The organism is Synechococcus sp. PROS-U-1 (assembly GCF_014279755.1).
Lineage (GTDB): Bacteria > Cyanobacteriota > Cyanobacteriia > PCC-6307 > Cyanobiaceae > Parasynechococcus.
In genome coordinates, this window is record NZ_CP047951.1 from 463,284 (window position 1) to 476,227 (window position 12,944).

Below are 12,944 nucleotides of genomic sequence, written 5' to 3' on the forward strand. Positions count from 1 at the left end.
AGACGGGCGGCTTGGTGAAGATGAACAGCGAACTGCGCCGCGAACTCACAGCAGTGGATGGCCCCTTGGCGGGGGCTGTCATCTCTGAAGTTTCCCCCGTTGGTGGCGGCTGCATTCATCAGGCCTGGAAACTGCGCCTCAGTGATGGCCAGCTGTTGTTCGCCAAAAGCGGCGGCTTAAGCGCACTGCCCCTCTTTGAGGTGGAGGTTGAGGCTCTTGAGGCCTTGCATGCCCATGCAGACAACACGTTTTTGGTGGTGCCGCAGCCCATGGCTCTGGCAGCACTGCCCCACGGTGCGGTTCTGTTGCTGCCTTGGTTGGATTGTCGTGGCAATGACCAAGCAGCCCTCGGCAGGGGCTTGGCACTGCTGCACCAGTCGTCGATGGCATCCAGCCCCGCTCGTTTTGGCTGGCACCGTGACGGCTTCATCGGCGCTGGTCCCCAGCCCGGTGGTTGGCGTGACGGTTGGGGATCAGCATTTGTAGAGCTGAGACTGCGTCCCCAACTCGAGACCCTGCAAGGGTTGAGTCAAGATTCAACCGGCCTTGACCAGTTGTTACTGCGCCTTGCAGAGCACCTGAATGAGTATCAACCGCGTCCTGCGTTGGTGCATGGCGATCTATGGGGTGGGAATGCCGCCAGCCTTATTGATGGACGGGGAAGCATTTTTGATCCCGCCAGTTGGTGGGCTGATCGGGAAGTCGATCTGGCCATGACCCAACTGTTCGGTGGCTTCGGGGAAGAGTTCCGATCTGCCTATCGGAAAGTTCTTCCTGAGGTTCCAGGCGCTGACGGTCGGGTGGAGATCTACAACCTGTACCACCTGCTCAACCACGCCAATTTGTTTGGGGGCGGTTACATCAACCAATGTCGAGCCAGTCTTAGAGATCTGGCTCGACGGCTTTGAGGATCAGCCCAGGTACTCCTGTCGGAGTGTTTGAACACGCTGAACGAGGGCGTTGCGCTTGTCGCTGGTGGTCAGGTTCTGCCAGCTCCATTGGCCGACCACAACCACGCCGAGCAGTTCAAGTAGCCCCGGAACGATCGGTAGGAGATTGATCGTGTCCAGGATGCCCTTGATCAGAATCTGGGCAATGATGACGGCGGCAAAGATGCCAACGATCTTGCCGATGCGTCCCATCTGACTCCAGTCGACCTGGTCAAGGGTGTCGTTCACCTTGCCCAGAACGTCGCTATAGCGCTCAGCAAAGGAGGTCGTGTCTTCCTGAGCAGGAGCGTCGATGGGTGTCGTCACAGTTGTGTCGGCATCCTTGACTTCAGTGGGGGCGTCACTCATGGAAACGACCATGTCATTCGCTATTTCAGCTGAGGGTATCGGTGAGACGCGATATACGCCATCCGTGCTGCAAATTGATTACCGATGCCACACGGATCTGTGCTCCACGCTCCTGGCACCTCACCCCGAGGAGGGTTGTGCATTGCTGCTTGGCGAACGGGTCTCGCCAGGGCTCTTGAGACTTCAAACGGCCTGGCCCTGTTGCAATGTCTGGGGGCGAGGAGGATCAGAGCCGCAGCCCGTCATCGGCCGCCGCCGCAGATTTCTGGTGGACCCCAGAGAACAGCTTGCAGCGCAGCGTTGGGCTCGTGCACGTCATCAACGTTGTCTTGGCGTGGCCCACTCCCATCCGGCTTCCCCCGCAGTGCCATCGCATCACGATCGGCTTTGGGGAGAGACTGAAGGTCTGATGCTGATTCTTTCGGCTTCTGTTGGGTTGCGGGCCTGGTGGCTGCATGGCGACCGCACCGTGGATGAAATTCCCATCCAGCTTTGGGACACTCACAACCATGCAGGACCAATCGATGCTGAGTGCTGATGAGCGGGGTCGCTATGCCCGCCATCTGATCCTTCCCGAGGTTGGCTCGGCAGGCCAGCTCCGGCTGAAATCTTCGTCTGTGCTGTGTGTTGGCAGCGGGGGGTTGGGATCTCCTCTGCTGCTTTATCTGGCTGCGGCAGGCGTTGGCCACATCGGAATCGTGGATGGTGATGTGGTGGAGCTCTCCAATCTTCAGCGTCAGGTGATCCACAGCACAAGTGGGGTTGGTCGTTCCAAGGCTCGTTCGGCAGCAACTCGAATCCATGAGCTCAACCCCCACTGCCAGGTCGATGTGCACGAACACATGCTTGATGTGGACAACGCCTTGGATCTCATCGGTGATTACGACCTGGTGTGTGACGGCACCGATAACTTCCCCAGCCGGTATCTGATCAACGACGCCTGTGTGTTGCTCGGCAAGCCCCTCGTCTATGGCTCCGTGCAGCGCTTTGACGGCCAGGTCAGCGTGTTCAACCGCACGATGACCAGCCCCAACTACCGCGATCTGCTCCCGACACCTCCTCCTCCGGACGCAGTTCCGTCTTGCTCGGAGGCTGGCGTGATGGGTGTGATGCCGGGGCTGATCGGTCTGCTTCAGGCCACGGAAGCGATCAAGTTGATCACCGGCATTGGCGAGTGCCTTGATGGTCGGCTGCTGGTGGTGGATGCCCTGGCCATGCGATTTCGCGAACTCACCCTCCGCGTTGATCCAGACCGACCGAAGGTTGAGAGCCTGATTGACTACCGCCAGTTCTGCCGTCCGGCGTCATCGAAGATGGAAGCCATCACTGTCACGGAGCTGAAGGCCCTGCTCGACTCCGCTCCAGACGAGATTGCGCTTGTTGATGTGCGCAATCCCGCTGAAGTCGAGGTGGCTTCGATTGAAGGAAGCCATTTGGTTCCGTTGGCCTCGCTGGAGAGTGGAGAGGCGATCGATCGCGTTCGTGGTTTGGCGGAGGGACGGCGCCTTTTGGTGCACTGCAAGCTTGGGGGGCGCTCTGCGCGTGCCGTTGAGCTGTTGGGTCAGCAGGGCATCGCGGCCACGAATGTGACCGGTGGAATTGATGCCTGGTCGCAGCAGGTGGATCCTGCAATTCCCCGCTACTGAACCCCCGGTCCTGGTTTAGTAATCCACCCCTCTCTTCAGGTCGACGCCCTGTTCGGCGTAGTGCTTGTGGCACACCATCTCTGAATGGATGCTGGCCAGATCGAAATAGGCCGGAGGGTTTTTGCAGCGACCGGTGATGATCACTTCGGTTTCCGCCGGTTTGCGCAGCAGGGTCTGCAGGATCGGTTCGACGGGCAGCAGCTCCAGGTCCACCGTGGGGTTCAACTCATCGAGGATCACGGTCTTGTAGAGGCCGCTGGAGATGGCGGCCCGTGCGATCTCCCAGGCCCGTTCGGCCTCCACGTAGTCAATCGGCTCCTGCTGGCCCCGCCAGACGATGGCATCGCGGCCGGAGCGGAGGTGGTCCACCAGGTGGGGATAACTCTCGCGAAGCGCGGCGATCGCCGCGTCTTCGGTGTAGCCGCTGCCGCCTTTCAGCCACTGCAGGATCAGAACACGATGGCTCTTGTCCTGGCTGATCCCTCGACCGATGGCCTGGAGACCCTTCCCGAGTGCACTGGTCGATTTGCCTTTGCCTTCCCCGGTATAAATCTCGATGCCGCTGCTCGCATTGAGAGGCACCACCCGGTTGTCGTTCATGCCCGGACGACGATGGGCCCGCATCTCGGAGTGGAGGTCGGCTTCACGCACCAATGGGGCAGGTGCGGCCCGACCGGTGACGATGATTTCCATCCCCTCCGGACGGTTGCTGAGGGTGCGGACCACATCCTCAAGATCCAGCAGGCCGAGGTCCAGCACTGGATTGAGTTCGTCCAGCACCACCACTGAGTAGAGGGCACTGGCGATCGCGCCTTTGGCGATCACCCACCCGCGCTGTGCTTCCTCTCGGTCAAAGCGGGTGGCTTCCTCCGCCGTGAAGTGGTCTGCCCTTCCGGTGCGAAGGTGGTCGATCAGATGTGGAAAGCCCTGCTGCAAAGCCTCGATGGCTGCATCCTCGTCGTAGGCACGGCCTGGGCCCTTGAGGAAGCGCAGCAGCAGCACACGGGTCTGCCTCTGCTCGCAGATGCCCAGTCCGATGGTGCGAAGCACAACCCCAAGGGCGGCTTGGCTTTTGCCCTTGCCCTCGCCGTCATAGATGTGCAGCTGGCCATGGCTGCGCTCGCGACTGTCGGCGGCGGTGACGATGCCGATGCTTTGAGGCATGGGGGCGGCTCTTACCGTTGGAGCCTACAGAGATCAACTGGTTTTCCCCGCTGATGTTTCGGTTGCAGGAGCCTTTGGCCGATCGTGAGCAGCAGCAGCTGGCTGAATTGCGGCAATGGATGGATGCGCAGTCCGCACTGTGTGTGGCCTATTCCGGTGGGGTCGACAGCACTCTGGTGGCTGCAATCGCCTATGAATCCAAGGGCAGTGCAGCCCTGGCGGTGACTGGCGTATCTCCGGCTCTAGCTCCCCATCTGTTGCGGGAGGCGCGTGACCAGGCCGCCTGGATCGGCATTCCGCATCGGGAGTGTCCAACGGGAGAGTTGAGCGACCCCGATTACAGCAGTAACCCCGTCGATCGATGCTTTGCCTGCAAGCGCGAATTGCATCACCATCTCCAGCCCATTGCCGCGGCGGCGGGCGATGCGTTGGTGATTGATGGGGTCAATCTCGATGACCTGGGTGATCATCGCCCCGGCATCGAGGCGGCCCGACAGGCTGGGGTTCGTTCCCCTCTGGCTGAATTGTCGATCGACAAAGCAGCGATCCGTCTGCTGTCGCGGGCCCTTGGTTTCCCCTGGTGGGACAAACCAGCTCAGCCCTGCTTGGCCTCTCGCTTCCCCTACGGCGAAAGCATCAGCGCCGAGCGGTTGCAGCGGGTGGGCCAGGCGGAAGCCTGGTTGATCGCCAGGGGCTTCAGCACAGTTCGTGTGCGATCCCATGGTCTTGCGGCGCGCATTGAGGTGCCCAGTGAACAGATCCGTGATGTGCTCACGCTTGCGGAAACCGATGCGCTGGTGGAGGCCTTTCGCAAGCTTGGATTCACCTCCGTCAACCTGGATCTTGAAGGTCTCGTCAGCGGCAAGTTGAACCGCCGCTGAACTCTTGCCGGCCTGTTCAGGTGGGGAGCTGGGTCGGTGTTTCCACTGGTTCTCTCACCCCACTGGCAATAGCTGCAGGCGTTTCCCGTAGAAAGCTTTTCAGCGCGTGGCGTTTCGCTTGAAGTTCACTGCAGAGAATCGCGCAGGCCTGTTCCGGCATGGTGTGGTCACCACAGGTGAAAACATCAACGGCTGCGTAGCCGGATTCCGGCCAGGTGTGGATGGAAATGTGGGATTCCGCCAGCAAGGCCAGGCCCGTGACGCCCTGGGGATGAAATTGATGGGTGATCAGGTTCAGCAGCGTTGCACCAGCGCCTTTGGCTGCTGAGGTGATCGTTGTGCGGATGAATGCTTCGTCGTCGAGCCGGCTCGGATCGCAGTCGTAGAGCTCGAGAATGCAGTGTTTGCCGACCATGTCGGTGGCATGAATCTCAGTTGCCCCCCATCCCGGGTTGGGATGCAGTTCAGAGAGGGTCTGCTCCATCAGGCAGTGAGAGAAAAACAAGTCAGCCACCATATCCGATCTGTAGGTCGGGTCTCAGTTCTCTTGCTCCGAGAATTTGGGCCTGCTGCTGCCACCCGCCGCCAAATCCTTCGAGGTGGGTGGCGCTCACCAGGCATTGATGCGATTCGCCTACCGCTTCGAGCAGGAGCTGCTGCCGGGTTGGATCCAATTCGGCGAGCACATCATCGAGAAGCAGCAGTGGTGGCTCTCCGCACAGCTGGGTCACCAGCTCCAGTTCCGCAAGCTTCAGGCCCAGCACCAACGACCGCTGCTGGCCCGCTGAACCAAACCGTCGTGCCGGGCTGCCCCCCAGCAGCAGTGCGATCTCATCCCGGTGCGGGCCTACGCGGCAGCTGCCGAGCCGTTCTTCCTCCTCCCGTTGCTCGCGCAGTTGCTCTTCGATCGCGAGTCGCCATGGTTCTTCGGCATCTTCTCCGTCGAGTCGACTGCCCGGTTTGTATTGCAATTCCAGAGTTTCGGTTCCCCCGCTCAGGTGGGTCTGCCAACGCATAGCGATCGGTTCCAGCCGTTGCAGGGCCCGTTGGCGCCGACGGTGAATTCTGGTGCTCACCAGCGCCATCTGGACGTCAAAAGCGTCGAGGAGGGCATGGCGTTCTGCTCTGGATTGCTGTCTCTGGCGCCAGAGCTGGCTGCGCTGTCGCAACAACCGGTTCAGTCGTGCCATCAGATCGGCATACACCGGTTCGAGCTGCAGCACGACACGGTCAAGCCACTGGCGGCGCAGCGCGGGCTCGCCGCGCACCAAATCAAGATCCAGGGCACTGAATCCGATGCAACGCAGCGGACCGATCAGGTCCAGCTGGCGATCCAGCAGCTTTCCGTTCCGCCTGGCTTGACGCCCTCCCTGGCGGCGTAGTTCCAGTTCGAGGCGATCACCATCTCCCACCTCGGCCCGGATCAGCGCCTGGGGTGCCTCCCACTGGATCAGATCCCGATCATTGCTGCAGCGATGGGATCGGAGACTCCCCAGCAATTCAACCGCCTCCAGCAGGTTGGACTTGCCAATGCCATTGGGTCCGATCACCAGCAAGCGCGGCTGCGTCAGGTCCAACTGCAGAACGGTGTGGTTCCGGAAGCCCTGCAGTTGGAGCCTGTGGAGCCGGATGGGTGCTGGGGCGACCAGTGAGTAAGGTACTTGTATCGGGGCGGTTGCCGCTCGATATCACTGCGGCTTAACGCTGATCAGTGGGCATGTAGCTCAGTTGGATAGAGCATCAGATTCCGGTTCTGAGGGTCGGGGGTTCGAGTCCCTCCATGCTCGTGTTTGATCTCAATGTCTCAGCTCAGGCGGAGCCCCATGGCTCGGATGCCATTGGGATCAATCAGAAAACCTTGCTCTTTGAGGGCCTGCAGTGCCTCCGCGGGTGCCGAAATGGAAAGGCTGCAGCCCGGTAGATCCCTCCGCAGGATTTGCAGAGCACGATGCACCAGAACAGCGAAGAGGGCTGCTTGGTTCGGCCCCGGTTTCGCTGCCAAATTCCAAAGATTGGCGTTGAGGGCTAGGTCACTGGTGGCGCGCACAAACCCGATCAGTTCCCCATTCGCCTCATCCAGGATGCTGATCTGCCACAAACTTCGCTGAAGGGCGAGCTCCCAGCGTTCTTCCGGGTGGGTTGACTCCCCGCAGGACATCAGCAGGGTGTTGAGCTGCTTGGACGTTGGAGGAATCGATGTCTCCAGTCGTGTGCCCTGGGGCAAGGGTGGAATCGAGGGTTGTTGAAGAAACGACAGCACAGTGGGTCAACCGGTGTTTCGCATTCCGGCTGCGATGCCGTTGAGGGTGAGTAGCGCACCCCGAAGCAGTTCACTACGGCTATAGGTGCGTGTGTCTTCGGGTGCACCCGGTGTTTCGCTCATGGGCGGTTGCCGGTTCTGATCACGCAGTCGCTTCAGCAGCGCAACCTGGAGAAAGCCCAAGGGGACGATGGTGCGATTGCGTAGGTCAACGGACAACTGGAGACCTTGATCAGCTCCAAGCAGTCGGTTTTGTCCTGTGATTTCCAGAACCAGCTTGCGGGTGAGTTCGTATTCCTTGGCGATCACCTGGAAGATCGCTTCAAAGGCCTCCCGCTGTTCGGGGTGCCCCAGGCTGTTCATGTAGTGATGAGCCAGGTCGAGATCCACCTTGGAGAGAGTCATTTCTACTTTTGAAATGAGCATCCGGAAGAATGGCCAGCGTTGATGGAGGCGGCGCAGCAGATCGAGTTGTTCGGAGTCGCTGCCCACTTCTTCGGAAAGAGCTGTGCCGAAGCCAAACCAGCTCGGTAGAAGAAATCGGCTCTGGGTCCAACCGAAGACCCAGGGAATCGCCCGCAGACTGGACAGGTCCTTGGCGCCTGTTTTGCGTCGGGCCGGTCTGCTGGAGATCTGCAGTTTGCTGATTTCCTCGATCGGAGTGACTTGCTGGAAGAACGCCACCAGATCGGGATTGTCGTGAACCAACGCTCGGTAATGCTCCCTTGAACGGGTGGCGAGGCGACTCATCAGCTGATTCCAGCTTGGCGTCGCATCCAGCTGGTTGGTGACCAGGCTGTTCTGAACCACGGCCGTGGTGACGGTTTCCAGGTTGTACAGCGCCAACTCGGGCAGGCTGTACTTGGAGTTCAGTACTTCACCCTGTTCGGTGATTTTGATCCGGCCCTGCAGCGTGCCGCTGGGTTGGGCCAGGATCGCCTGGTAAGCCGGCCCTCCGCCTCGACTGACCGACCCACCGCGGCCGTGGAAGAGGCGAAGCGCCACATCCTGGCGGCTGGCGAGTTCCTGAAGTGCGATCTGAGCCTGGTGAATCTCCCAGTTGCTGGAGAGAAAGCCGGAATCCTTGTTGCTGTCTGAGTAGCCCAGCATGAGCTCCTGCAGCGGCTGTTTCTGTTGGCCTGCAACCGGTAGGAGTTCGCGGTAGAGCGGCGTTTTAAACAACCCCTCCATCACCGCAGGGGCCCGTTGGAGATCCTCCACGGTTTCGAACAGTGGCACCACCAGTAGGGAGGCCCGTTTGTTCGGCGGGTCCACCAGGCCCGCCTCTTTCGCCAGCAGCAGAACCTCCAAGAGATCCGATGCCGTGTGGCTCATCGAAATCACATAGGAGTTGCAGATCCGCTGGCCGAATTCTTCCTGGAGGCGCTGCAGCATTCGGAACACCGCCAACGTCTCTGCTGTCGGCTCCGACCAACTGGCGGCTGGCGGAATCAGGGGCCTGCGGGTCTGCAGTTCCTGGAGGAGCCATTCCATCCGCTGCGTTTCGTCCATGTCCCCGTAGGGCTGGGGCAGTTCCAGGTTGCGGGTGAGTTCATCGATCGCATCGCTGTGGCGGGTGCTCTCCTGACGGATATCAAGGCTGGCCAGAGAGAACCCAAAGATGTGCACCTGGTGCAGCAGCGTGTCGAGCTGTTCGCAGCTCAATTCGGTGCTGACGAGGCTGTTGCGGACCAACTCCAGGTCACTGCGGAACTGATCCACCGAGGTGTAGTGGAGAACATCGGCTCCGCCGAGTCCGTCCTGGGGATCGGCCAGGGCTTCACAGGGCATCTGCCAGCCCGCCTCCGACAGCTGATTGTTGCGGGCGAGCGTCCGCTCAAGCTTTTCGAGCACGTAGCAGAGCTTCAGCCGGTAGGGCTCCAGTCGGTATCGAGCTGCTCTGCGCTCGTAGATCTCTGGGAACCGGAGCCGATCCATCTCCAGCGACTCCAGCAGTGATGGTGCCACCTGGCTCCACTGCATGGAAATGCTCAGCTGCTGCCGGAGCGACTGGACGGAGTGGATGTACAGCTCCAGCATCAGCTGACGCTGGTAACAGGCTGTTCGCCAGGTGATGTCGGGTGTCACCGAGGGATTGCCGTCCCGATCGGAACCCACCCAGGAGCCAAACGTGCAGAAGGATGCCTGTGGAACCTGGACATCGGGATAGTGCCGATGCAAAGCAGTGATCAGCCTCTTACGCAGTTTCGGCATCGCGTCAAACAACACCTGCTGGAAGTAGTGCAGGGTCGAATCCACCTCATCGATCACGGTGGGTTTGAACTGGTGGAGTTCATCGGTCCGCCACCACAGTCGGATTTCCTCTTCCAGTTGGTCGCGACAGTCCTCGCGCAGCTGATGTGCGAGAGGGGTGTCTGATTGAAGTTGCTGGAGCAAATTGGCCACACGTCGCTGCTTGTGACGCACTGTGTGCCGAACGATCTCCGTGGGATGGGCGGTGAACACCAGACGGATATCCAGCTCCCGCAGCAGGTGCTCCACCTGTGCGGGGGGGACGTTCATCCGACGCAGCCGCTCGAAGACTTCTCCAAAGGTGGCTGGATCAGTCTGATTGGCGAGAGGGGGCGCAAAGGGATCAAAGGCGTCCCGTTGAGCCGATTCAGCACTGAGATTGGGCCGCAGGCTATCGAGATAGCTGTCTTCCTCGATCCGTTGCTCAAGGATGTTGATGAGCTGGAAATAGAGCGAAAAGGCGCGCGCCGCCGAGATGGCTTCTGAAAGATCCATGGCTCGGATCAGCTCGACGATCGCCTCGCTTGTGCTGTCGCCATCTCGTCCTTCTAAGGAGACAGGGTCACTGAGTTGTTTGAGTCGCAGCAGACGTTCGCTCTGCTCGGGCGGGCACTCACTGCGCAGCACCGTCTTCCAGAGGTCTTCAATCAGATCCAGACGGTGCTGAAGAAGCTGCCCGGCCCCGGATGCACCACCGTTCAAGCGTGTTGTCTCGTTGTCGGAGACATGGGTGGTGGACTCGGGCATGAAGTCTCCACGCTGCGACGGACTCAACATGATCATCCCAAACAGGGCTCCCCGTTGCTGATCTGTTGTTCTTCCTCCTGCATCCGCTGGATTCCCTCCTGAAGCAAGTCATCGATGGATTGGCCCTGGGCATGAGCTGCTTCCCAGCGCATGGCTTGATTGCCGTGGGTCAGCAGTGCATCCAACGGCTTCAGATAAGCGCTGAGCTGGAGGGATTCGGCGAGGGGAGCGAGCTCATCAAGCAGCTCCTGAAGCCAGTCCCTGCATGTGATTGCATGGCCATCCCGCCAATGCCTGAGTTCAGCGTTCAGGCTCGATTGAGCGACGGCTGCATCATTGCTATCAGCCAGCTGGGCCAGGTCATTTGCGGATAGTGCGCTGCTGCAAAGGGGATCGAGGCGATCCATGCTCTCTCTGAGGGCCAGCAACCGCAGCTCTAACAGGCAGGTGATCGCCAGCAGCTCATGGGGATTGGTGATGAGATCGCAGATGCGTAATTCCAGCCGGTTGAGGTCGTACGGGCGTCGCGGACCATTGGGACGAACGGATGTCCATAGATGACGTTCGTTGCGCATGGCCCCCGTGGCCAATTGCTCCTCCACCCACTGGATGTAGTGGTCGTGATCCTGAAATAAGGGAACCGTTTGCGGCGTCAGGGGGAATTGATGCCATCTCTGGGAGTGGTGGCTCGTGCTGCGCCCATCCAGGAAGGGGGAACTGGCGCTCATGGCGAGCAGGAGAGCCGCTTCGCAGCGCACGAGCCGTACTGCGGCAAACAACCAGTTCAGATCTGTGATGCCGAGGTTGATGTGAATGCTTGCCGTCACGACCCTGGTGCCGTAAAGCCGCTCGATGAGAGCGTGATAGGCATTGCCGGGATCCGAGCGTTCGAACCGGCTGCTGTCTCCCAAACTCAGGGTGCTGCCTGGCAGAAGCGTGAGCTGCCGGTCGTGCAGCCACCGCCGTAACGTCCGCCGGGGAGCGAGCAGTGCCTCGGGGAGTGCGGCGTAATCCCTGATCGGGTCGGTGACGTATTCGAGATTGCGACAGTCCGGTTCTGTCACGAAGCCAGGCAGTTCCCTGGCCACGTCGGGGGCAACGCCGACGTTGGCTCCGTTGGGCTGACCGGTGAACAGTTCGACCTCGAAGCCTTTCAGTAGAAGGTGTTGTGCTGTCATCCCCGCGGATTCAGGCATGCCAGTGCTGTCAGCATTCCCCGTGCTTTGTTCAGGGTTTCCTCGAATTCAGCCGTCGGTTGCGAATCGGCAACGATGCCAGCCCCGGCCTGCACTTTGACTTTGCATCCTCCACCATCTCGTGGTTGCACCACCATGGTTCGGATCGTGATGGCCGTGTTCAGGGCCCCGGCCAGATCGACGGATCCATAGACCCCGGAATAGGGACCGCGCGCATCGGGCTCAAGCGCATGGATGAGTTGCATGGCACGGATCTTCGGTGCGCCGCTCACGGTGCCGGCTGGGAAGGCCGCCATCAGCAAATCCCACACATCGTGCGTCGGGGCCAGGCGCCCTTCAACTTGGCTGACGATGTGCATGACGTGGGAGTAGCGCTCGATCACCATGAGGTCTTGCACTGCCACGCTTCCGGGTTGGCAGACCCTGCCGAGGTCATTGCGTCCCAGATCAACCAGCATGACGTGCTCAGCACGTTCTTTGGGGTCGGCGAGCAGATCAGCTTCCAGCTCTCGATCCTCTAGCGGCGTGGCTCCCCGTGGCCGGGTTCCCGCGATGGGCCGCAGGCTGGCATGGATGCCATCGGCGGCTGGCTCGGCTTGAACCATCACCTCTGGGCTTGAGCCGATCAGTTGCCAGTCTCCAAAGTCGAAGAACGCCATGTAGGGGGATGGATTCACCATCCGCAAACTGCGATACAGCTCCAGGGGCGACTGAGGAACGTCGGTTTCAAGGCGCTGACTGATCACCAGTTGAAAGACATCGCCTGCCGCGATGTGTTCTTTGGCAGTGTCGACAGCGGCTTCGAACTCATCGCGGCTGCGATTGGAGCGCACAGAAGGAAGTTCTTTGCTTCTGGCGTCCCAGGTCAGTGGTTTGACAGCCGGGAGAGGTGCATCCATCCGCTGGCGCAGGGCATCGATCCGTCCGATGGCGGTCTGCCAGGCCTGCTCTTCATCCGCTCCATCGGATAAATCACCAAAGGCGACGGCGGTGATCTGTCGTTTCACCTGATCAAAGATCAGGATCGCGTCCATCAACATCCAGATCCCATCCGGGGGATCCGCAGCAGCTCGAGGGTGAACAGCGACGGTGGGCTCGATCCACTGGATCAGTTCGTAGCCCCAAACCCCATACAGCTGTCCAAGCGGAGGGAGGCCCGGCAGGTTGACGCAGGAGTAAGGAGCGAGGCAGTCGCGAAGGGATTCGAATGGATTGCCGTTAAAGGTCTCTTCACGACCGTCGCGCCAAGTGCGCGTTAGGCAATCATTGCGGGTTGACGCTGTCCACAGAGGATCGCAGGCGATCACACTCCAGCGCCCAAGGGTTTCACCACCTTCGACGGACTCCAGTAACACGCCTGGAGGCCTTCCATCTCCCACCTTGATCCAGGTGGTGAGGGGTGTTTCAAGATCTGCGGGCCAACTCTGAGCCAGAGGAATCAGGTTGGCCCCACTGCAAACCGCCTGATGAAAGGCGTCGCGATCGGGACTGAACATGAC

General features: G+C 60.3%; 12 protein-coding genes and 1 tRNA gene. 5 read left to right on the forward strand and 8 right to left on the reverse strand.

The window, feature by feature from the left end; all coding sequences use genetic code 11:
* Window positions 1-20: 20 nt before the first annotated feature.
* Window positions 21-908, forward strand: a complete 888-nt coding sequence (locus SynPROSU1_RS02330; protein WP_186571358.1) for a fructosamine kinase family protein — start codon at window positions 21-23, stop codon at window positions 906-908.
* Window positions 909-911: 3 nt separating this feature from the next.
* On the opposite strand, the gene SynPROSU1_RS02335 is transcribed toward SynPROSU1_RS02330, so the two are convergent.
* Complete coding sequence (locus SynPROSU1_RS02335) at window positions 912-1,298, reverse strand: CAAD domain-containing protein (protein ID WP_186571359.1); 387 nt, start codon at window positions 1,296-1,298, stop codon at window positions 912-914.
* Window positions 1,299-1,308: 10 nt separating this feature from the next.
* Here SynPROSU1_RS02335 and SynPROSU1_RS02340 point away from each other — a divergent pair, with 10 nt between their 5' ends.
* Together SynPROSU1_RS02340 and moeB are read left to right on the forward strand one after the other, a co-directional pair.
* Window positions 1,309-1,836: a M67 family metallopeptidase gene (locus SynPROSU1_RS02340; protein ID WP_186571360.1), complete on the forward strand. Its 528-nt coding sequence runs from the start codon at window positions 1,309-1,311 to the stop codon at window positions 1,834-1,836.
* Window positions 1,808-2,944 (forward strand): molybdopterin-synthase adenylyltransferase MoeB, encoded by a 1,137-nt coding sequence (gene moeB, locus SynPROSU1_RS02345; protein ID WP_186571361.1) that lies wholly within the window; start codon window positions 1,808-1,810, stop codon window positions 2,942-2,944. The genes SynPROSU1_RS02340 and moeB overlap by 29 nt, the downstream gene beginning before the upstream one ends.
* A 15-nt stretch (window positions 2,945-2,959) precedes the next feature.
* On the opposite strand, the gene SynPROSU1_RS02350 is transcribed toward moeB, so the two are convergent.
* Window positions 2,960-4,108, reverse strand: coding sequence for a cob(I)yrinic acid a,c-diamide adenosyltransferase (locus SynPROSU1_RS02350; RefSeq protein ID WP_186571362.1), 1,149 nt, complete (start codon window positions 4,106-4,108; stop codon window positions 2,960-2,962).
* Window positions 4,109-4,161: 53 nt separating this feature from the next.
* Here SynPROSU1_RS02350 and larE point away from each other — a divergent pair, with 53 nt between their 5' ends.
* Window positions 4,162-4,989 (forward strand): ATP-dependent sacrificial sulfur transferase LarE, encoded by an 828-nt coding sequence (gene larE, locus SynPROSU1_RS02355; protein WP_186571363.1) that lies wholly within the window; start codon window positions 4,162-4,164, stop codon window positions 4,987-4,989.
* Between the two features lie 16 nt (window positions 4,990-5,005).
* Here the strand turns inward: larE and speD are convergent, their stop codons facing one another.
* Together speD and recF are read right to left on the reverse strand one after the other, a co-directional pair.
* Entirely contained in the window at window positions 5,006-5,473 is a 468-nt protein-coding gene (gene speD / locus SynPROSU1_RS02360; RefSeq protein ID WP_186571364.1) for an adenosylmethionine decarboxylase, read from the reverse strand.
* 22 nt (window positions 5,474-5,495) lie between these two features.
* Window positions 5,496-6,620: a DNA replication/repair protein RecF gene (recF, locus tag SynPROSU1_RS02365; RefSeq protein WP_186572184.1), complete on the reverse strand. Its 1,125-nt coding sequence runs from the start codon at window positions 6,618-6,620 to the stop codon at window positions 5,496-5,498.
* An 82-nt stretch (window positions 6,621-6,702) separates the two neighbouring features.
* Between recF and SynPROSU1_RS02370 the strand changes: the two genes are divergently transcribed.
* A tRNA-Arg gene (locus SynPROSU1_RS02370) sits at window positions 6,703-6,776 on the forward strand.
* A 17-nt stretch (window positions 6,777-6,793) separates the two neighbouring features.
* On the opposite strand, the gene SynPROSU1_RS02375 is transcribed toward SynPROSU1_RS02370, so the two are convergent.
* Genes SynPROSU1_RS02375 through SynPROSU1_RS02390 form a run of 4 tightly spaced genes read right to left on the reverse strand, consistent with a single transcriptional unit; the run spans window position 6,794 to window position 12,941 of the window.
* On the reverse strand, window positions 6,794-7,249 hold the full coding sequence (locus SynPROSU1_RS02375) for an N-acetyltransferase (protein WP_186571365.1): 456 nt from the start codon (window positions 7,247-7,249) through the stop codon (window positions 6,794-6,796).
* A 6-nt stretch (window positions 7,250-7,255) separates the two neighbouring features.
* Window positions 7,256-10,249 carry a phosphoenolpyruvate carboxylase gene (gene ppc / locus SynPROSU1_RS02380; protein WP_186571366.1) on the reverse strand — a complete coding sequence of 998 codons (2,994 nt, stop codon included), beginning with the start codon at window positions 10,247-10,249 and terminating at the stop codon, window positions 7,256-7,258.
* 32 nt (window positions 10,250-10,281) lie between these two features.
* Window positions 10,282-11,445, reverse strand: a complete 1,164-nt coding sequence (gshA, locus tag SynPROSU1_RS02385) for a glutamate--cysteine ligase (protein WP_370586239.1) — start codon at window positions 11,443-11,445, stop codon at window positions 10,282-10,284.
* Window positions 11,424-12,941 (reverse strand): anthranilate synthase component I family protein, encoded by a 1,518-nt coding sequence (locus SynPROSU1_RS02390; RefSeq protein ID WP_186571367.1) that lies wholly within the window; start codon window positions 12,939-12,941, stop codon window positions 11,424-11,426. The genes gshA and SynPROSU1_RS02390 overlap by 22 nt, the downstream gene beginning before the upstream one ends.
* Between the last annotated feature and the right edge of the window lie 3 nt (window positions 12,942-12,944).

What these genes read in the sequence shown, in the direction of transcription:
- SynPROSU1_RS02330 (WP_186571358.1), top strand. Translation starts at nt 21, where the DNA reads ATGAACAGCGAACTGCGCCGCGAACTCACAGCAGTGGATGGCCCCTTG.
- SynPROSU1_RS02335 (WP_186571359.1), bottom strand. Translation starts at nt 1,298, where the DNA reads ATGAGTGACGCCCCCACTGAAGTCAAGGATGCCGACACAACTGTGACG.
- SynPROSU1_RS02340 (WP_186571360.1), top strand. Translation starts at nt 1,309, where the DNA reads ATGTCATTCGCTATTTCAGCTGAGGGTATCGGTGAGACGCGATATACG.
- moeB (WP_186571361.1), top strand. Translation starts at nt 1,808, where the DNA reads ATGCAGGACCAATCGATGCTGAGTGCTGATGAGCGGGGTCGCTATGCC.
- SynPROSU1_RS02350 (WP_186571362.1), bottom strand. Translation starts at nt 4,108, where the DNA reads ATGCCTCAAAGCATCGGCATCGTCACCGCCGCCGACAGTCGCGAGCGC.
- larE (WP_186571363.1), top strand. Translation starts at nt 4,162, where the DNA reads ATGTTTCGGTTGCAGGAGCCTTTGGCCGATCGTGAGCAGCAGCAGCTG.
- speD (WP_186571364.1), bottom strand. Translation starts at nt 5,473, where the DNA reads ATGGAGCAGACCCTCTCTGAACTGCATCCCAACCCGGGATGGGGGGCA.
- ppc (WP_186571366.1), bottom strand. Translation starts at nt 10,249, where the DNA reads ATGCCCGAGTCCACCACCCATGTCTCCGACAACGAGACAACACGCTTG.
- gshA (WP_370586239.1), bottom strand. Translation starts at nt 11,445, where the DNA reads ATGCCTGAATCCGCGGGGATGACAGCACAACACCTTCTACTGAAAGGC.
- SynPROSU1_RS02390 (WP_186571367.1), bottom strand. Translation starts at nt 12,941, where the DNA reads ATGTTCAGTCCCGATCGCGACGCCTTTCATCAGGCGGTTTGCAGTGGG.